Source organism: Pseudomonas sp. B21-032, from assembly GCF_024748965.1.
Lineage (GTDB): Bacteria > Pseudomonadota > Gammaproteobacteria > Pseudomonadales > Pseudomonadaceae > Aquipseudomonas.
In genome coordinates, this window is sequence record NZ_CP087180.1 from 4,595,676 (window position 1) to 4,614,046 (window position 18,371).

Here is an 18,371-nt window from a genome sequence, read left to right on the forward strand (position 1 = left end):
CGCCGGCGCGACCGCTAGCTCCCCTGCCGGCCCGACGCCTCGTCAGCTGGTGAAAATAAAGGCTGCGCCCCGCTTGCATGGTGTGATCGCGCTCACTAACGTAGCGCCTTTTACCGCCACGCCCTGCAGGAGCCTGATCATGGCCGCGCCAGCCCTTCCCCCTTTTACCCCCGGTTCGGCGTAGCCGTTGCGATGCTCGGGCTGCTCAGCCTGGGTGGCTGCCAGATGGCCGGCCAGCGCGACAGCGTGCTGCCTGCCACGGGCGTGCAACCGCTCAAAGGCCTGGCACAGAATGTGTCGGTGCGCCGCAACGCCCTGGGCATGCCGCTGATTGAATCGAGCAACTTCCACGACGCGCTGTTCGCCCTGGGCTATATCCACGCCGGTGATCGCATCGGGCAGATGGTCGGCATGCGCCTGCTGGCTCAAGGCCGGCTGGCGGAAATGGCCGGTGCCGACGTGCTGGAAGTCGACCGCCTGATGCGCGCGGCCAACCTCAAGGCCAGCGCCAACCAGCTGTATGCCGATGCCTCGCCACGCCTCAAGCGTTTCTTCGAGGTGTATGCCCGTGGCGTCAACGCTTATATGTTCCGCTACCGCGACAAGCTGCCGGCACCATTGGCGCAAAGCGGCTACCGTCCGGAATACTGGAAGCCCGAGGACTCGGCGCTGATCTTCTGCCTGTACAACTTCAGCCAGTCGGTCAACCTGCAGGAAGAACTCGCAGCCCTGGGCCTGGCGCAAAAAGTCGGTACCGACAAACTGGCCTGGCTGCTGCCAAGCTACCCTGACGAACCGCTGGCGCTGGGCGAAACCGACAAGCTCAAAGGCCTGAACCTGAACACCCAGCTCGCGGGCCTGGCACCGTTGACCGCAGTCAGCGAGCAACTGGCCGAACTCAACCTGCTCGGCAGCGCCGGCTCGAGCAACTGGGCGATTGCCCCGCAGCGCAGCCGCAGCGGCAAGAGCCTGATGGCCAGCGATACCCTTGGTGCCTGGGCGATGAGCCCGGTGCAGATCCGTTCGCCCAAGTACCAGGCCGCTGGCGTATCCATCGCCGGCCTGCCGCTGGTGCTTTCAGGCTACAACGGCAAGCTGGCCTGGAGCGCCAGCGCGGTGATGGCCGACAACCAGGACCTGTTCCTGGAAAAACTGCGCAAGGAAGGCAGCCGCCTGATGTACCAGGCCGACGGTAAATGGCTGCCAGCCCAGGCCCGCAACGAAACCTTCTTCATCAAGGGCCAGCGCCCGCTGCGTGAAACCCTGTACGACACCCGCCACGGCACCCTGCTCGGCCAGCCGCAGAACGCCAGCCTGGGCCTGGCCCTGCGCATGCCCGAGCTCAAGGGCGACCAGAGCCTTGATGCGTTCTTCAACCTGTCGCGGGCGCAGAATGTCGAGCGCGCCTTCGACAACACCCGCGAGATTGGCGCTGCGGCGCTGAACTTCGTATTTGCCGACGCCAGCAATATCGGCTGGCAGGTCAGCGGGCGCTTCCCCAACCGCCGCGAGGGCCAGGGCCTGCTGCCGTCGCCGGGCTGGGACGGTCGCTACGACTGGGACGGCTACGCCGACCCGATGCTCCACCCCTACGACCAGGACCCGCCCCAAGGCTGGATCGGCAATGCCAACCAGCGCAGCGTGCCCAAAGGCTATGGCATGCAGCTGTCCAACAGCTGGTACTACCCCGAGCGTGCCGAGCGCCTGGCGCAACTGGCCGGCAACGGCAAGCACGACAGCCGCAGCCTGATGCTGATGCAAAGCGACCAGACCACGCTGTTTGCCGACAAGCTGAAGAAAATGTTCCAAGCCCCCGGCATGGCCCAACCGCTGAAGCAGGCAATCGACGCCCTGCCTGCCGAGCAACGGACCAAGGCGCGCGAAGCCTACACCCGCTTGATGGCCTTCGACGGCCGACTGAGCACCACCTCGGCAGATGCCGCCCTGTACCAACTGTTCCTGCAGGAAAGCGCCAAGCTGACCTTCCTCGACGAGCTCGGCCCTGAATCCAGCCCGAGCTGGCAGGCTTTTGTCGGTAACGCCCGGCTGTCGTACTCGGCCCAGGCCGACCACTTGCTCGGTCGCGAAGACAGCCCGTTCTGGGACGATCAGAACACCGCGCAAAAAGAAGACAAGCCGGCCATTCTCGCCCGCAGCCTGGCAGCAGCAATCACTGCCGGCGAAGCGCAACTGGGCAATAATCAGCGCGCCTGGCAATGGGGCAAACTGCACCAGTACCGCTGGCCGGCGCCGACTTTTCATGGCCTGGGTGACGCGGTCAGTCGCGGCCCGCTGGCCACGGGCGGCGACCACAGCACCCTGAACCTTGCGCCCTACGCCTGGGGCAAGGACTTCAACGCACAACTGGCACCGTCGCTGCGCATGGTGGTGGACTTCGGCCAGATTGAACCGCTGCAACTGCAAAGCAGTAGCGGCCAGTCCGGCAACCCGGCCAGCCCGCACTTTGCCGATGGCCTGGATGCCTGGTTCAAGGGCCGCTACATGAGCCTGCCGCTGCAACCACAAAACTTCGACCGCGCCTACGGCAACAAGCGCCTGACCCTGGTACCGGGCAGGTAAAACCGCGCAATCCGCACGCGCAGCCGGTGCAATGCCGGCTGCGCTGATCCATATCAACAGCCCCCGCCGACAAATCCCTTACAACGAAACTGAGGCAGGTTTCGTTACCCGCCTCTGCCTGATGAACCATAAAAACGATTGCAGCCCTGCGCCCAGGGGACCACCCCAGGCCAGGTGACTAAAGGAATAATGCAATGGCATCTGCCTTCTCCCGTCTGGCCCTGGTGGCCACGACCGTGTTCTCGTTCTCCGTATTCGCCAGCGAGCCGCCCCCGGCAGCGGCGGCCGACAGCGAACTGCTTGCCCGAGGCAAATACATCGCCCAGCTCGGCGACTGCATTGCTTGCCACACCGCACCGCAAGCACCGGAAATGGCCGGTGGCCTGCAACTGAAAACACCGATGGGCACCATCTACTCAAGCAACATCACCCCCGACCCGGACACTGGCATCGGCCGCTACAGCTTCGAGCAGTTCGACAAGGCCATGCGCGAAGGCGTGACCCCGGACGGCACCAACCTGTACCCGGCAATGCCCTACCCGTCCTACGCGAAAATGAGCGAAGCGGACATGCGCGCCCTGTACGCGTACCTGATGCAGGGCGTGACGCCGATCAGCCAGTCCAACCAGGAAGCGGACATGAGCTGGCCGTTCAACATGCGCTGGGGCCTGTCGCTGTGGAACTTCGCCTTCGTCGACAGCGAGCCCTTCGAGCCCGATCCCGCCAAGGACGAAGTGCTCAATCGGGGTGCCTACCTGGTGCAGGGCCTGGGCCATTGTGGTGCCTGCCATACCCCACGCGGCATCGCCTTCCAGGAAAAGGCCATGAGCGACGCCGGCCGCAGCGGCAAGCACTTCCTCGCCGGTGAAACCGTAGAGCACTGGCAGGCCCTGAGCCTGCGCAACCTGTGGACCGTGCAAGACACCGTGCAATTGCTCAAGACCGGGCAGAACCGCTTTGCCACGGTGTCGGGCAACATGGCCGACGTCATTCATCACAGTACCCAGCACTTCAGCGACGGCGACCTGGTGGCTATCGCCAGCTACCTGAAATCGCTGCCGCCGGGCAAGGATGACCTGCCGATGCCGGATATCCCGCTGGCCGCAGCCGTCGCCCCGGATGACCTGTTCAGCAGCCGCGGCGGCCTGGGCTACACCCAGTTCTGCAGCGATTGCCACCGCCCGGACGGGCGTGGGGTCCCGGGCCTGTTCCCGCCACTGGCCGGCAACCCGAGCATCGCCTCGACCAACCCGACCTCGCTGCTGCACATCACTCTCACCGGCTGGGAAACCGCGCAAACCGCCACCCATTCGCGGGTCTACACCATGCCTGGCTTCGCCCGCCTGGCCGATCAAGAGATCGCCGAGATCCTCACCTTCGTGCGCGGCCGCTGGGGCAACAACAGCTCGCCGATCACTGCCAAGCAGGTGAAAACCCTGCGTGACCAGCTCAACCCGCAGACCACCGACTCCAGCGCCTTTGAAACCCCGCGCCTGGCCAACCTGCTCGCCGCAGCCAACGCCGAGCAGGTGATCCGCGGCATGCGCTTGCACCTGCAAACCCGCGAGCTGTTGCCGGACAACGTCGGCAACGCGCTGAACTGCACCAGTTGCCACCTCAATGCCGGCACCGTGGCCGACGGCTCGCCGTTTGTCGGCGTCTCGGCGTTCTTCCCCAGCTACGCCCCGCGGGCAGGCAAGGAAGTCACCCTTGAAGAGCGCATCAACGGCTGCTTCCGGCGTTCGATGAACGGCAAGCCGATACCGCCGCAATCGGCGGACATGCAGGCGATGGTGGCCTATTTCGACTGGATGAAGATGAACACCCAGCCGGGCGACAAGGTGGCCGGGCGCGGGGTCGGCAAGATCGACACGGCGATCAAGCCAGACCTGGACAACGGCAAGCAGGTGTATGCCGAGCAGTGCGCGGTGTGCCATGGCAGCAATGGCGAGGGCTTGGCCCGTGAAGACGGCAGCCTGGTGTACCCACCACTGTGGGGCGACCAGTCGTTCAACATCGGCGCCGGCATGGCCCGCACCTATACCGCTGCGGCGTTCGTCAAACGCAACATGCCGATCGGCTTTCACGAGAAATTCCCCCTGGGCCAGGGCGGCTTGAGTGACCAGGAGGCAGTGGACGTCGCGGCCTGGTTCTCGCAACAGCCACGGCCGGACTTCCCGGACAAGGTCAAGGACTGGCCCAACGGCGGCAAGCCGGTGGATGCGCGATACTGAGGCTGTTCGGGGCCGCGCTGCGGCCCCTCGCAGGCAAGGCCAGTTCCCACTGAATGTGGGGCTGGCCTGGAATATGGTGTGAAACTTGCTATCACTGTGTTGTCTGGCATCGACCGGTAACGGCCCTTTGCCACCCCAACACTTTGCGAATCCAAGGACACACAATGAAAAAAGCATGGCTGACGCTTTCCGCACTCGCGTTGTGTCTGGCTGCGGGGAACACCCTGGCCAAGGAATACAAGGAGCTGCGCTTCGGCGTCGATCCGTCTTATGCACCGTTCGAATCGAAAGCCGCCGACGGTTCCCTGGTGGGCTTCGACATCGACCTGGGCAATGCCATCTGTGCTGAGCTCAAGGTCAAGTGCAAGTGGGTGGAAAGTGACTTTGACGGCATGATTCCGGGGCTCAAGGCCAACAAGTTCGACGGAGTGATCTCGTCGATGACCGTTACCCCGGCACGGGAAAAAGTCATCGACTTCTCCAGCGAGCTGTTCTCCGGCCCAACCGGCCTGGTGTTCAAGAAAGGTGCAGGCCTGACCGCCGACCCGGCCTCGCTCAAGGGCAAGACTGTCGGCTACGAGCAAGGCACCATCCAGGAAGCCTACGCCAAGGCCGTGCTGGACAAGGCCGGGGTCAAGACCCAGGCCTACCAGAACCAGGACCAGGTCTATTCCGACCTGACCTCCGGACGCCTGGATGCCTCGATCCAGGACATGCTCCAGGCCGAACTGGGCTTTCTCAAGTCGCCACAAGGCGCCGACTATGAAGTCAGTGAGCCGGTCGACAGCGAATTGCTGCCGTCCAAGACCGCAGTCGGTATCAAAAAAGGTAACACTGAGCTCAAGGCACTCCTGGACAAAGGTATCAAAGCGTTACACGACGACGGCACCTACGCCACGATCCAGAAAAAGCACTTCGGTGACCTGAACCTCTACAGCGGCAAATAACCACTGCGGGAACCGGCAAACGCCGGTTCCCGCATGATCGCGTCCACTGGCATAGGTTCGCTTCATGTTCGAAGACCTGCTGCAGTTCCTGGGGCTCTCGGCATTCAGCTTGAAGGGCTTCGGCCCCTTGCTGCTGCAGGGCACCTGGATGACCCTCAAACTGTCCTTCATGTCGCTGCTGGTCAGCGTTGGCCTGGGCCTGCTCGGCGCCAGTGCCAAGCTCTCGCCGCTGCGCCCGCTACGCCTGATCGCCCAGGCCTACACCACGCTGATTCGCGGCGTGCCTGACCTGGTGCTGATGCTGCTGATTTTCTACAGCCTGCAAACCTGGCTGACCAGCCTCACCGACGCCATGGAGTGGGAATACATCGAGATCGACCCATTCGCCGCCGGGGTCATCACCCTGGGCTTCATCTACGGCGCCTATTTCACCGAAACCTTTCGCGGCGCAATTCTCGCCGTGCCGCGCGGCCAGGTCGAAGCGGCCACTGCTTACGGCCTCAAGCGCCTGCAACGCTTTCGCTTCGTGGTCTTTCCGCAAATGATGCGCTTCGCCCTGCCCGGCATCGGCAACAATTGGATGGTGATGCTCAAGGCCACTGCTCTGGTGTCGATCATCGGCCTGGCCGACCTGGTCAAGGCCGCCCAGGACGCCGGCAAGAGCAGCTACCAGCTGTTCTACTTCCTGATGGTCGCGGCGTTCATCTACCTGTTGATCACCAGCGCCTCCAACGTCGCCCTGCGCTGGCTGGAACGGCGCTACAACGTCGGCACCCGGGAGGCCATCCGATGATCGAGCTCTTGCAGGAATACTGGCGTGCCTTCCTCTACACCGACGGCACCCACATCACCGGTCTGGCCATGACCCTGTGGTTGCTCACCGCAGCCCTGGCGATTGGCTTCGTGGTTTCGATCCCGTTGTCGATTGCGCGGGTTTCGCCGCGCTTCTGGGTTCGCTGGCCCGTGCAGTTCTATACCTACCTGTTCCGCGGCACCCCACTGTATATCCAGTTGCTGATCTGCTACACCGGGATCTACAGCCTGGAAGCGGTGCGCGCGCAGCCGCTGCTCGACAGCTTTTTTCGCGATGCGATGAACTGCACCATCCTCGCCTTTGCCCTCAACACCTGCGCCTACACCACGGAGATTTTCGCCGGGGCGATCCGCAGCATGAACCATGGTGAAGTCGAGGCCGCCAAGGCCTATGGCCTGCGCGGCTGGAAACTTTATGCTTATATCATCATGCCGTCGGCGCTGCGCCGCTCGCTGCCCTACTACAGCAACGAAGTGATCCTGATGCTGCACTCCACCACGGTGGCCTTCACCGCCACCGTGCCGGACATCCTCAAGGTCGCCCGCGACGCCAACTCGGCCACATTTCTGACCTTTCAGTCGTTCGGCATCGCCGCGCTGATCTACCTGTGCGTGACCTTCGCCCTGGTAGGGCTGTTTCGCATCGCCGAACGTCGCTGGCTGGCTTTTCTAGGACCGACACACTAGGACTGATATGCATCACTCGACCCACGACATTCTGGCGCCGGTTCCAGGCATTGCCCGCCAGATACACAGCTTTCACTTCGGCCCCCGCGGCGCCGGCAAGATCTACATCCAGGCCTCGCTGCATGCCGATGAACTGCCCGGCATGCTGGTGGCCTGGCACCTCAAGCAACGCCTGGCCGAACTTGAGGCCCAGGGCCTGCTGCGCCGCGAAATCGTGCTGGTGCCGATCGCCAACCCGGTAGGCCTGGAACAGGTACTGATGGATGTGCCGCTGGGCCGTTACGAGCTGCAAAGCGGCGAGAACTTCAACCGCCACTTCGTTGACTTGAGCGACCAGATCGGCGACCAGATTGCCGATCACCTGACCCAGGACCCGCAGCACAACATTGCCCTGATCCGCGAAAGCCTGCGCCGCGCCCTGGATGCCCATGCTGCCCACACCCCGCTGCAATCCCAGCGCCTGACCCTGCAACGCCTGGCCTGCGACGCCGAGATGGTGCTCGACCTGCATTGCGACTTCGAAGCCGTGGCGCACCTGTACACCACGCCCGAAGCCTGGCCGCAGGTCGAACCGCTGTCGCGCTACCTGGGCGCCCAGGCCAGCCTGCTGGCCACCGACTCGGGCGGGCAGTCCTTCGATGAATGTTTCACCCTGGTCTGGTGGCAATTGCAGCAGCGCTTCGCCAAGCAGTTCCCGATCCCCCAGGGCAGCTTTTCGGTGACCGTCGAATTGCGTGGCCAGGGCGATGTCAGCCATCCGTTGGCGGAACAGGACTGCACGGCGATTCTCGAGTACCTGACCCGTTACGGCGCCATTGAAGGCGAACCTGCCACCTTGCCCGCCCTCAGCTACCCGGCAACGCCGCTGGCCGGGGTGGAACCGGTGGCAACGCCGCTGGGCGGCCTGTTGGTGTTCCACGCCAAGCCGGGCCAGTACCTGCAAGCCGACCAACTGATCGCCGAAGTTATCGACCCGCTCAGCGACCGGGTCACCCCGGTGCGCAACAGCCAGCCCGGCCTGCTCTATGCCCGCTCGCTGCGGCGCATGGCCACCGCCGGCATGGTCATCGCCCATGTGGCCGGCAACCAGGCCTACCGCAGCGGCTACCTGCTGTCGCCTTGACCCCTTACCTTTAGAGCCTGCGCATGTACAAACTGACCATCGAAGACCTGCACAAACGCTACGGCGAGCACCATGTGCTCAAGGGCGTATCGCTCAAGGCCAGGACCGGCGACGTGATCTGCCTGATCGGCGCCAGCGGCTCGGGCAAGAGTACCTTCCTGCGCTGCATCAACTTCCTCGAGCAACCCAACGAAGGCAGCATGACCCTCGATGGCAAGCCGGTGCACATGACCCAGAACCATCATGGCCTGCACGTCACCGATCCGGACGAGCTGCAGCGCCTGCGCACGCGCCTGGCCATGGTGTTCCAGCACTTCAACCTGTGGAGCCACCTGAGCGTGCTGGACAACATCGCCATGGCGCCGCGACGGGTGCTGGGCGTGAGCAAGCACGAGGCCGAGGAGCGCGCCCGGCGCTACCTGGACAAAGTCGGCCTGGCACCGCGGGTGGCCGATCAATACCCGGCATTTCTCTCCGGCGGCCAGCAGCAACGGGTGGCTATCGCCCGGGCCTTGGCCATGGAGCCGGAAGTCATGCTGTTCGACGAGCCGACTTCGGCACTGGACCCGGAGCTGGTCGGCGAAGTGTTGCGGGTGATTCAGGGCCTGGCCGAAGAGGGCCGGACCATGATCATGGTGACCCACGAAATGGCCTTCGCACGCAAGGTGGCGAGCCAGGTGATGTTCCTCCACCAAGGGTTGGTGGAGGAGCAAGGGCCGCCGGACGAGGTACTGGGCAATCCAAAAAGCGAACGCCTGCGTCAGTTTCTCAGCGGCAACCTCAAGTAGCGGTCAGGCGACGGGGGCCGGTGGCGGCTCGTCAGGCAGAGTGGGCTCACCCGGCTCCATCGGCGGGGTATCACCCGGCTGTGCAGGGATAGGCGTGTCTGGATCAGGCTGACCGGGCACGCCGCCTGCGTGGAGGATGTGCGGGTGCGGATGGGCCAGCAGCGACCAGGCCAACATCCCAACGCTGTTGGGCTGCAGCACGGCCAGCTTGGCACTGATGGTCGGGTCGAGTTTCATGGGCGGCTCCTGGTTGACGTCCGCCTGGCGTGTTGCCGGGCGGAACAGTTCAACTCATTGGAGTACGCCGCAGGCAAGGAATTCCCTCGCCTTGTCGCCTCAGGTGCGTGGCAGGGTAACGCCGCGCTGGCCCTGGTATTTACCGCCACGATCCTTGTAGGACACTTCGCATTCTTCGTCGGATTCGAGGAAGAGCATCTGCGCCACGCCTTCGTTGGCGTAGATTTTCGCCGGCAGCGTGGTGGTGTTGGAGAACTCCAGGGTCACGTGACCTTCCCACTCGGGTTCAAGCGGGGTGACGTTGACGATGATGCCGCAGCGGGCGTAGGTGCTCTTGCCCAGGCAGATGGTCAGCACGTTGCGCGGGATACGGAAGTATTCGACGGTGCGGGCCAGCGCGAAGGAGTTCGGCGGGATGATGCAGACGTCGCTCTTGACGTCGACAAAGCTGCCGGCGTCGAAGTTTTTCGGATCGACGGTCGCCGAGTTGATGTTGGTGAACACCTTGAATTCGTCGGCGCAGCGCACGTCGTAGCCGTAGCTGGAGACGCCGAAGGAGATCAGCCGGTTGTCGCTCTCACCGCGCACCTGGCGCTCGACGAACGGCTCGATCATGCCGTGTTCCTGCGCCATGCGGCGAATCCACTTGTCCGATTTGATGCTCATGGCGGGGTGTCCTGAAATTGCGTGGTGAAAAAATTCTGTGGCGCATCTTACCGGGCCCGGCGCCGGGTTCAAAGTTCCATGCAGCATCAACCGTCGGATCCCCGTACCACGGGGCCTGCACGGGAGCGCGAGGCACCGTCAGTCATGAATTATGAGAAAGCGTCACAAGACCATTGGCACGTTCTGGAAAAAGGGTTAAGGTGACGCCACTGTGCTGCACGTGTCACTGAGAATATCTACCTGATGCAAGATTTCGATCAACCCATCTTCATGAATTTTCTGCCTCTTTGCACTCAGTCTCGGCCAGGGCGTTTCCTGAGTCGTAGTTAACTTTGTCCAAGGAGACAGACCATGTCCAATCGCCAAACCGGTACCGTTAAGTGGTTCAACGATGAAAAAGGCTTCGGCTTCATCACCCCACAATCCGGTGACGACCTGTTCGTACACTTCAAAGCCATCAAAGCTGACGGCTTCAAAAGCCTGAAAGAAGGCCAAGCGGTCTCTTTCATCGCTACCCGCGGTCAGAAAGGCATGCAGGCTGAAGAAGTAGAAGTTATCTAACTTCCGCTTTACAGCTTGAAGAAAGCCCCGCCCTTAACAGGTGGGGCTTTTTTTATGCCCTGGATTTTGACCTCATCGCGTGGCAAGCCCGCTCCTACCGTAGGAGCGGGCTTGCCACGCGAAAATCACCTCAGTCCTCGCTGATAGTGATATTCGGCATCGCCGGCGCCGCCGCTTCCTGCAACACGATCCGTGCACCGACCTGACGGGCCAGCTCCTGGTAGACCATGGCGATCTGGCTTTCCGGCTCGGCAATCGCCGTCGGCTTGCCGCTGTCGGCCTGTTCGCGGATCAGCATCGACAGCGGCAACGAGGCCAGCAGTTCGACACCGTACTGCGCCGCCAGCTTCTCGCCACCGCCCTCACCGAACAGATGCTCGGCATGGCCGCAGTTCGAACAGATGTGCACGGCCATGTTCTCGACCACGCCCAGCACCGGGATGTTGACCTTGCGGAACATCTCCACGCCCTTCTTGGCGTCAAGCAACGCCAAGTCTTGCGGGGTGGTGACGATCACCGAGCCGGCCACCGGGACTTTCTGCGCCAGGGTCAGCTGGATGTCGCCGGTGCCAGGCGGCATGTCGATCACCAGATAGTCGAGATCGTCCCAGGCGGTCTGGGTCACCAGTTGCAGCAAGGCCCCGGAGACCATCGGACCGCGCCAGACCATCGGCGTGTTGTCGTCGGTCAGGAAAGCCATGGACATGACCTCGACACCGTGGGCCTTGAGCGGCACGAACCACTTTTGCTCGCGAATCTGCGGGCGGGTGCCTTCGGCGATACCGAACATCACGCCCTGGCTCGGGCCATAGATGTCGGCATCGAGAATGCCTACCCGCGCGCCTTCGCGAGCCAGGGCCAGGGCCAGGTTGGCGGCGGTGGTCGATTTGCCGACACCGCCCTTGCCGGAGGCCACGGCGATGATGTTCTTGACGTTGGCCAGGCCCGGGATCTGCGCCTGGGCCTTGTGTGCGGCGATCACGCAGTTGATTTCGACCCGCGCCGAGGTAACCCCGTCGAGACCTTCGACAGCCGTTTGCAGCACCTGCGCCCAGCCATTTTTGAACAGGCCGGCGGCATAGCCCAGTTGCAGCTGCACGCTGACGCGATCGCCCTGGATATCAATGGCCTGGACACAGCCGGCGCTGACCGGGTCCTGGTTCAGGTATGGGTCGGTGTACTGGCGAAGAACGGCTTCGACGGCTGCGCGAGTGACGGCACTCATGGAGACTCCCGTGATAAAGACTGAGCAAAACAGACCACTATGCTAACCCGTCATCCCTCTTCAGATACGTCCATGGGGTGAAATATATTTCCCGGCGTTTTATAGTGGCCGATCACCGTTTCATCTCAAGTAGCCGAAAAAAGTAGCCGAGCCCCCATGTCCGAGCCACGTCAGATTCTCGTCACCAGCGCCCTGCCCTATGCCAATGGTTCCATTCACCTTGGCCATATGCTCGAGTACATCCAGACAGACATGTGGGTGCGCTTCCAGAAGCTTCGCGGCAACCAGTGCATTTATGTCTGCGCTGACGACGCCCACGGCTCGGCCATCATGCTGCGCGCCGAGAAAGAAGGCATCACCCCCGAGCAACTGATTGCCGCCGTCCAGGCCGAGCACAGCGGGGATTTCGCCGACTTTCTGGTCGACTTCGACAACTTCCACTCGACCCACGCCGAAGAAAACCGCGAACTGTCGAGCCAGATCTACCTCAAGCTGCGTGACGCCGGGCACATCGCTACCCGTTCGATCACCCAGTATTTCGACCCGGACAAAAAAATGTTCCTGGCCGACCGCTTCATCAAGGGCACTTGCCCCAAGTGCGCGGCTGAAGACCAGTACGGCGACAACTGCGAAAAATGCGGCGCCACCTACGCACCAACCGAGCTGAAGAACCCCAAGTCGGCGATTTCCGGCGCCACCCCGGTGCTCAAGGATTCGCAACACTTCTTCTTCAAGCTGCCGGACTTCCAGGCCATGCTCCAGCAGTGGACCCGCAGCGGTACCCTGCAGGACGCGGTGGCCAACAAGATCGCCGAATGGCTGGATGCCGGCCTGCAGGAATGGGACATCTCCCGTGATGCGCCGTACTTCGGCTTCGAGATTCCCGACGAGCCGGGCAAGTACTTCTACGTCTGGCTGGACGCCCCGATCGGCTACATGGCCAGCTTCAAGAACCTGTGCGCGCGCCGCCCGGAGCTGGACTTCGACGCGTTCTGGAACAAGGATTCGAAAGCCGAGCTGTACCACTTCATCGGCAAGGACATCGTCAACTTCCACGCCCTGTTCTGGCCAGCCATGCTCGAAGGTGCCGGCTACCGCAAGCCGACCGGCATCAACGTGCACGGCTACCTGACCGTCAACGGTTCGAAGATGTCCAAGTCGCGCGGCACCTTCATCAAGGCCCGCACCTACCTTGATCACCTGGCGCCGGAATACCTGCGTTACTACTACGCCTCCAAACTGGGCCGCGGCGTCGACGACCTCGACCTGAACCTTGAAGACTTCATCCAGAAGGTCAACTCCGACCTGGTTGGCAAGGTAGTCAACATAGCCAGCCGCTGTGCAGGCTTCATCCACAAGGGTAACGACGGCGTCATGGTGGCCGGCGACGCCGCACCGGAACTGACCGAGGCCTTCCTCGCTGCCGCCCCGGGTATTGCCGAAGCCTATGAAGGCCGCGACTTTGCCCGTGCCATGCGCGAAATCATGGCCCTGGCCGACCGCGCCAACGCCTGGATCGCCGACAAGGCGCCGTGGTCGCTGGCCAAGCAAGAAGGCAAGCAGGACGAAGTCCAGGCGATCTGCGCCCAGGGCATTAACCTGTTCCGCCAGCTGGTAATCTTCCTCAAGCCGGTGCTGCCGGTGCTGGCCGCCGACGCCGAGGCGTTCCTCAATGTCGCGCCACTGACCTGGGCCGATCACCAAACCCGCCTGAGCAACCATCAGCTCAACCCGTTCAAGGCGCTGATGAGCCGCATCGACCCGGCCAAGGTCGAAGCCATGACCGCCGCTTCCAAGGAAGACCTGGCCGCCAGCCAGACCAGCGTTGTCACCGGCAATGGCGAACTGGCCAAGGATCCGCTGTCGGCCGAGATCGACTTCGACACCTTCGCCGCGGTCGACCTTCGGGTGGCCCTGATCCTCAAGGCCGAAGCCGTCGAGGGCGCCGACAAGCTGCTGCGCCTGACCCTGGACATCGGTGACGAGCAACGCAACGTGTTCTCCGGCATCAAGTCGGCGTACCCGGACCCGGCCAAGCTCGAAGGTCGCCTGACCATGATGATCGCCAACCTCAAGCCGCGCAAAATGCGTTTCGGCATCTCCGAAGGCATGGTCATGGCCGCAGGCCCCGGCGGTGAAGAAATCTACCTGCTCAGCCCTGACAGCGGCGCCAAGCCGGGCCAGCGCATCAAGTAAGGCTCACGCCCCGGCCGATTGCGGCCGGGGCGTTCTCATCTTCGCGTCATTGCCGGATAATGGCGGACAGCCTCAGCATTCGGCCCCCTCATGAGCGAATTCTTCCTGGCCCTGGTCAGCGCCGCGCTGATCAATAACCTGGTCCTGCACCAGGGGCTGGCCATCGACCCCTTGCTGCGCAGCGACACCGATCCGGATCGGCGCCAGGTGCATGCGTTGGGCCTGGCGACCCTGGTGTCGCTGGTAGTGGCGGTCGGGCTTGGGCAACTGATTTATCACCTGGCGTTGCTGCCCCTGCAGCTTGAATACCTGCGCCTGTTCGTGTTCCTGGCGCTGTGCGTGTTACCGATCAAGCCGCTGCTCGCAGTGCTGACACGCCTGCTGCCAACCCTGCCCTTCGACGGTTTGTTGCCCCTGATGGTGGGTAACCTGGCGCTGCTAGGCTTGAGCCTGCAAGCCAGTGAAGGCAGCTATGGGATTTTGCAAACCCTGGGCTGGAGCCTGGGCGGTGGCCTGGGGTTCTGGCTGGCCCTGGGCCTGTTCAGCGACCTGCGCCAGCGCAGCGACCACGATGACATCCCCCTGGCCTTTCGCGGCCTGCCGATCGAGCTGATCGGCGCCGGGATCATGGCCATGGCGTTTCTCGGATTCAACGGACTATTCAACCCATGAGCTTGATTCAACGCATCGACGCCCTGTTGCCGCAGACCCAATGCGGCAAATGTGGCCATCCTGGTTGCCGGCCTTACGCCGAAGGCCTGGCGGCGGGCGAAGCGATCAACAAATGCCCACCCGGAGGCGGCGAAACCATCGCAGCCTTGGCCAAGCTGTTGCATGTGCCGGTGATTGAGCTCGACCACGAGCGCGGCCGTGCACCGGCGCAAGTTGCCTATATCCGTGAAGCCGAATGTATCGGCTGCACCAAATGCATCCAGGCCTGCCCGGTGGACGCCATCATCGGTGCGGCCAAGCTGATGCACACCGTGATCAGCGCCGAATGCACCGGCTGCGACCTGTGCGTGGCGCCCTGCCCGGTGGACTGCATCGACCTGCTGCCATTGACCGCCCACAGCAACATCGTGCCGATTGTCGGCGGCCTGGCCGAAGACACCCAGACCCTCGAGGCCCGCAGCCACAAGCGTAACCAGGCGCGGCGGCGCTTCGAGCAGCGCAACAACCGCCTGCAGCGCGAAGAAGCCCGCAAGCAGGCCGACCGCCTGGCCCGCAGCCAGCGTGCGGCCACTGCCACAATCACCACGCCGGGCGCCACTGTCGACGACCCGATCAAGGCCGCCATCGAACGGGTCAAGGCGCAGAAAGCTGCGGCCGCCGATGCAGCGCTGAAGCAGGCAAAAATCGCCGCCGCCATGAGCCGGGCGCAACTGAGCAAGGCCCGAAGCGCCTTTGGCGAGGCGCCGAACCAGGCCCAGCAAGCACAATTGGCTGAACTTGAGCACGAAGCGCAACAGGCCCAGGCTCGCCTGCAAGCACTGCAACCGGCGGCCGCCAATGGTCACGGCTGATAGCAGCGAGCGCCTGCGCAGCACCATGGCCATGGTGCTGCTGGCCAGCGCACCCGGGTTGCTGACCCTGCTGTGGCTGCATGGCTGGGGGCTGCTGCTGAACCTGCTGCTGTGCGCCGTTGCGGCGCTGGCGACTGAAGCGGCGCTGCTGCGACTGCAACAACGGCCAGGCCTACCGGCGCTGAACGACGGCAGCGCCCTGGTGACTGCGGTGCTGCTGACAGCGGCACTGCCTGCCTACGCGCCCTGGTGGCTGCCAGCAATTGCCGCCAGCAGTGCCATTGCCCTGGGCAAGCAACTGTACGGCGGCGTCGGCAAGAACCTGTTCAACCCGGCGATGCTCGGCTATGCGCTGGTGTTGCTGTCGTTCCCGCAGCACATGACCCAGTGGCCGGTCACCCAGGTGCTGGGCCTGACCGACACGCTGCAGCAAGTGTTCGGCCTTGATTTGGGCAACCAGCCCGACGCCTGGGCGCAAGCCACGGTACTCGACGGCCTGCGCAACAACCGCAGCCTGACCATCGATGAATTGTTCGCCAGTCATCCAGGCTTCGGCCACCTTGGCGGTCGCGGCAGCGAATTCGTCAACCTGGGCTTTTTGCTCGGCGGCTTGCTGCTGTTGCACCGCAAGGTCATCAGTTGGCATGCGCCGCTCGGCCTGCTGGCCAGCCTGTTCGTGGCCAGCCTGCTGTGCTGGAACGGCTCGGGCTCGGACTCAAACGGCTCGCCGTTGCTGCACCTGCTGTCCGGTTCAACCATGCTGGTGGCGTTCTTCATTGTCACCGAGCCGGTTTCAGGAGCGAAAAGCCCGAAGGCCAAGCTGCTGTTTGGCGTCGGCGCGGGCTTGCTCATCTACCTGATCAGAACCTGGGGCAGTTACCCCGACGGCGCCGCCTTCGCGGTCCTGCTGATGAATCTTTGTGTTCCGTCCCTGGAGCGCTGGGCAGAACGCGGGCAAGCATCATGAGCACCTCGTCGATTCGCACCACCGCCCTGCTACTGAGCCTTGCCGTGCTGGCCGTGGGTGGCACGGTGCTTTGGCAACAGTTCACCACCGCGCGCATCACTGCCGCCGAGCAGCAGCTCAAGGCCCAACGCTGGCTGAGCGTGCTGGCGCAGCAGGCCTACGACAACCAACCGCTGCAACAGCCCCTGACTCTGGGCGCCACCAACCTGGACCACAGCCGGCTGCTCGCAGGCTATCTGGCAACCTTGAAAGGCCAGCCGAGCGCCGTTGTGCTGCACAGCCAGAGCCAGGGTTACGGCGGCCCGCTGGACCTGCTGATTGCCATTGATGAGGGGGGTCGCCTGATCGGCCTCAAGGTGCTGCAACAACAGGAGACGCCAGGCCTGGGCGGCAAGCTGGTGGAACCCGGCAACACCTGGCTGCAAGGCTTTATCGGCAACAGCCGGCAAAAAACGCCTGATTCAGCCTGGGCGCTCAAGCGTGACAACGGCCAGTTCGATCAGTTGGCCGGTGCCACCGTCACCTCCCGCGCCGTCATTCAAGCCACCCACGATGCCCTGCGCTATTTCGACGAGCATCGCCAACAGTTGCTAAGCGCAGGTGCGGATGAATAGGCAATGGCTCGCTGCAATAAGCCTGGCGCCCGTGCTGGGCGCCACCCAGACATTGCTGCAGGCCAGCACCATGGCGCTGCTAAGCCTGCTCGCCGTCGGCCTGCACCGTCTGTGCATGACACCCCTGCGCAAACAGCTGGACGCTGGCGCCCGCCTGTTCGCAAGCGTGCTGATGGCCGCCCTGCTGGTCACCTGCCTTGAGCTAGGCTTGCGCGCCTGGGCCCTGCCGCTGGCACTGGAGCTGGGCCGCTATCCGGCATTGATCGCCGTACAATGCCTGCTGTTCGAGCTGGCCCTGGGTAACAGTGCCCGCTGGCGTACCGCAGCTACCACACTGGCAGCATTTGCTGCGCTGTGCATGGCCGCGGGGTTCACGCGCCAGCTGCTCAGTGAGTTTGCCAACCTGCGCCTGGCCGGCATGTTGCCCGGCGCCTTGATCCTTCTGGGCCTGATACTCGCCCTGTATAACCGGGTTTGCCAACGGCGAGCCCTTTCCCGTCGTCAAGGAACGCTTTGACCCCATGAATGCCGCCAAACGCCTGGAAATTTTTCGCAGGTTGCATGAAGACAACCCCGAGCCGAAAACCGAGCTGGCCTACACCAATCCTTTCGAACTGCTGATTGCGGTCATCCTCTCGGCACAGGCTACCGACGTCAGCGTGAACAAGGCCACGGCCAAACTGTACCCGGTCGCCAATACCCCGCAAGCCATCCATGCCCTGGGTGTTGACGGCCTGTCGGAGTACATCAAGACCATCGGCCTGTACAACAGCAAGGCGAAAAACGTCATCGAAACCTGTCGCCTGCTGATGGAGCAACATGGCAGCCAGGTACCAGAAACCCGCGAAGCGCTTGAAGCACTACCCGGGGTTGGCCGCAAGACCGCCAACGTGGTGCTCAACACCGCCTTTCGGCAACTGGCCATGGCCGTTGATACGCATATTTTCCGGGTCAGCAACCGCACCGGCATTGCCCCAGGCAAGACCGTTCTGGAAGTTGAAAAGGCCTTGATGAAGTTCGTGCCCAAGCCGTACCTGCTTGACGCCCACCATTGGTTGATCCTGCACGGGCGCTATGTGTGCCAGGCGCGCAAACCCCGTTGCGGTAGTTGCCGGATCGAAGATTTGTGCGAGTACAAGCAGAAAACTTCGGACGATTGAGCCGATAGTGAAAAGACAGCTTGGTCGATTGAAAAAATCTTTTTTACCCG

General features: G+C 63.1%; 17 protein-coding genes and 1 pseudogene. 15 read left to right on the top strand and 3 right to left on the bottom strand.

The genetic code is table 11. From position 1 onward, the window contains the following. Positions 1-192: 192 nt before the first annotated feature. The 7 genes from LOY54_RS21200 (at position 193) to LOY54_RS21230 (ending at position 9,172) form a co-directional block, all read left to right on the top strand. A complete protein-coding gene (locus tag LOY54_RS21200; RefSeq protein WP_258607815.1) occupies positions 193-2,580 on the top strand; it encodes a penicillin acylase family protein in 2,388 nt (795 codons plus the stop codon). 194 nt (positions 2,581-2,774) lie between these two features. Further along, on the top strand, positions 2,775-4,814 hold the full coding sequence (locus LOY54_RS21205) for a c-type cytochrome (RefSeq protein WP_213603445.1): 2,040 nt from the start codon (positions 2,775-2,777) through the stop codon (positions 4,812-4,814). Between the two features lie 164 nt (positions 4,815-4,978). Continuing rightward, positions 4,979-5,761 (top strand): transporter substrate-binding domain-containing protein, encoded by a 783-nt coding sequence (locus LOY54_RS21210; protein WP_045197773.1) that lies wholly within the window; start codon positions 4,979-4,981, stop codon positions 5,759-5,761. Between the two features lie 64 nt (positions 5,762-5,825). Continuing rightward, positions 5,826-6,554 (top strand): ABC transporter permease, encoded by a 729-nt coding sequence (locus tag LOY54_RS21215; RefSeq protein WP_045197771.1) that lies wholly within the window; start codon positions 5,826-5,828, stop codon positions 6,552-6,554. Then, positions 6,551-7,261 (top strand): ABC transporter permease, encoded by a 711-nt coding sequence (locus tag LOY54_RS21220; protein ID WP_038999132.1) that lies wholly within the window; start codon positions 6,551-6,553, stop codon positions 7,259-7,261. Before LOY54_RS21215 ends, LOY54_RS21220 begins: the two co-directional genes overlap by 4 nt. A gap of 7 nt (positions 7,262-7,268) precedes the next feature. Next, the gene (locus tag LOY54_RS21225; RefSeq protein WP_045197768.1) at positions 7,269-8,384 is read left to right on the top strand and encodes a succinylglutamate desuccinylase/aspartoacylase family protein; all 1,116 of its coding nucleotides are present in this window, start codon (positions 7,269-7,271) and stop codon (positions 8,382-8,384) included. A 23-nt stretch (positions 8,385-8,407) separates the two neighbouring features. Next, a complete protein-coding gene (locus LOY54_RS21230; protein WP_258607816.1) occupies positions 8,408-9,172 on the top strand; it encodes an ABC transporter ATP-binding protein in 765 nt (254 codons plus the stop codon). Positions 9,173-9,175: 3 nt separating this feature from the next. Here LOY54_RS21230 and LOY54_RS21235 read toward each other — a convergent pair whose 3' ends face one another. After that, positions 9,176-9,409 carry a hypothetical protein gene (locus LOY54_RS21235; RefSeq protein ID WP_045197764.1) on the bottom strand — a complete coding sequence of 78 codons (234 nt, stop codon included), beginning with the start codon at positions 9,407-9,409 and terminating at the stop codon, positions 9,176-9,178. A 99-nt stretch (positions 9,410-9,508) separates the two neighbouring features. Next, positions 9,509-10,075, bottom strand: a complete 567-nt coding sequence (gene dcd / locus LOY54_RS21240; protein ID WP_028943496.1) for a dCTP deaminase — start codon at positions 10,073-10,075, stop codon at positions 9,509-9,511. Positions 10,076-10,426: 351 nt separating this feature from the next. On the opposite strand from dcd, the gene LOY54_RS21245 reads away from it, so the two are divergent. After that, complete coding sequence (locus LOY54_RS21245; RefSeq protein WP_010221054.1) at positions 10,427-10,636, top strand: cold-shock protein; 210 nt, start codon at positions 10,427-10,429, stop codon at positions 10,634-10,636. A 130-nt stretch (positions 10,637-10,766) separates the two neighbouring features. Here the strand turns inward: LOY54_RS21245 and apbC are convergent, their stop codons facing one another. Continuing rightward, a complete protein-coding gene (gene apbC, locus LOY54_RS21250; RefSeq protein WP_045197762.1) occupies positions 10,767-11,861 on the bottom strand; it encodes an iron-sulfur cluster carrier protein ApbC in 1,095 nt (364 codons plus the stop codon). 156 nt (positions 11,862-12,017) lie between these two features. On the opposite strand from apbC, the gene metG reads away from it, so the two are divergent. The 7 genes and pseudogenes from metG to nth all read left to right on the top strand — a co-directional run bounded on the left by metG (position 12,018) and on the right by nth (position 18,321). Further along, positions 12,018-14,057 (top strand): methionine--tRNA ligase, encoded by a 2,040-nt coding sequence (metG, locus tag LOY54_RS21255; RefSeq protein WP_045197760.1) that lies wholly within the window; start codon positions 12,018-12,020, stop codon positions 14,055-14,057. A gap of 90 nt (positions 14,058-14,147) precedes the next feature. Continuing rightward, complete coding sequence (locus LOY54_RS21260; protein WP_045197758.1) at positions 14,148-14,729, top strand: Rnf-Nqr domain containing protein; 582 nt, start codon at positions 14,148-14,150, stop codon at positions 14,727-14,729. Beyond that, positions 14,726-15,562, top strand: a pseudogene (gene rsxB, locus LOY54_RS21265) (electron transport complex subunit RsxB); the annotation flags it as partial. The gene LOY54_RS21260 and the pseudogene rsxB, both read left to right, overlap by 4 nt. A gap of 4 nt (positions 15,563-15,566) precedes the next feature. Then, positions 15,567-16,547 (top strand): RnfABCDGE type electron transport complex subunit D, encoded by a 981-nt coding sequence (locus LOY54_RS21270; RefSeq protein WP_258607818.1) that lies wholly within the window; start codon positions 15,567-15,569, stop codon positions 16,545-16,547. Beyond that, complete coding sequence (locus LOY54_RS21275; RefSeq protein ID WP_258607820.1) at positions 16,544-17,161, top strand: RnfABCDGE type electron transport complex subunit G; 618 nt, start codon at positions 16,544-16,546, stop codon at positions 17,159-17,161. Before LOY54_RS21270 ends, LOY54_RS21275 begins: the two co-directional genes overlap by 4 nt. Then, positions 17,154-17,678: an Rnf-Nqr domain containing protein gene (locus LOY54_RS21280; RefSeq protein WP_258607822.1), complete on the top strand. Its 525-nt coding sequence runs from the start codon at positions 17,154-17,156 to the stop codon at positions 17,676-17,678. The genes LOY54_RS21275 and LOY54_RS21280 overlap by 8 nt, the downstream gene beginning before the upstream one ends. Before the next feature lie 4 nt (positions 17,679-17,682). Further along, positions 17,683-18,321, top strand: coding sequence for an endonuclease III (nth, locus tag LOY54_RS21285; protein WP_045197747.1), 639 nt, complete (start codon positions 17,683-17,685; stop codon positions 18,319-18,321). Positions 18,322-18,371 lie beyond the last annotated feature (50 nt).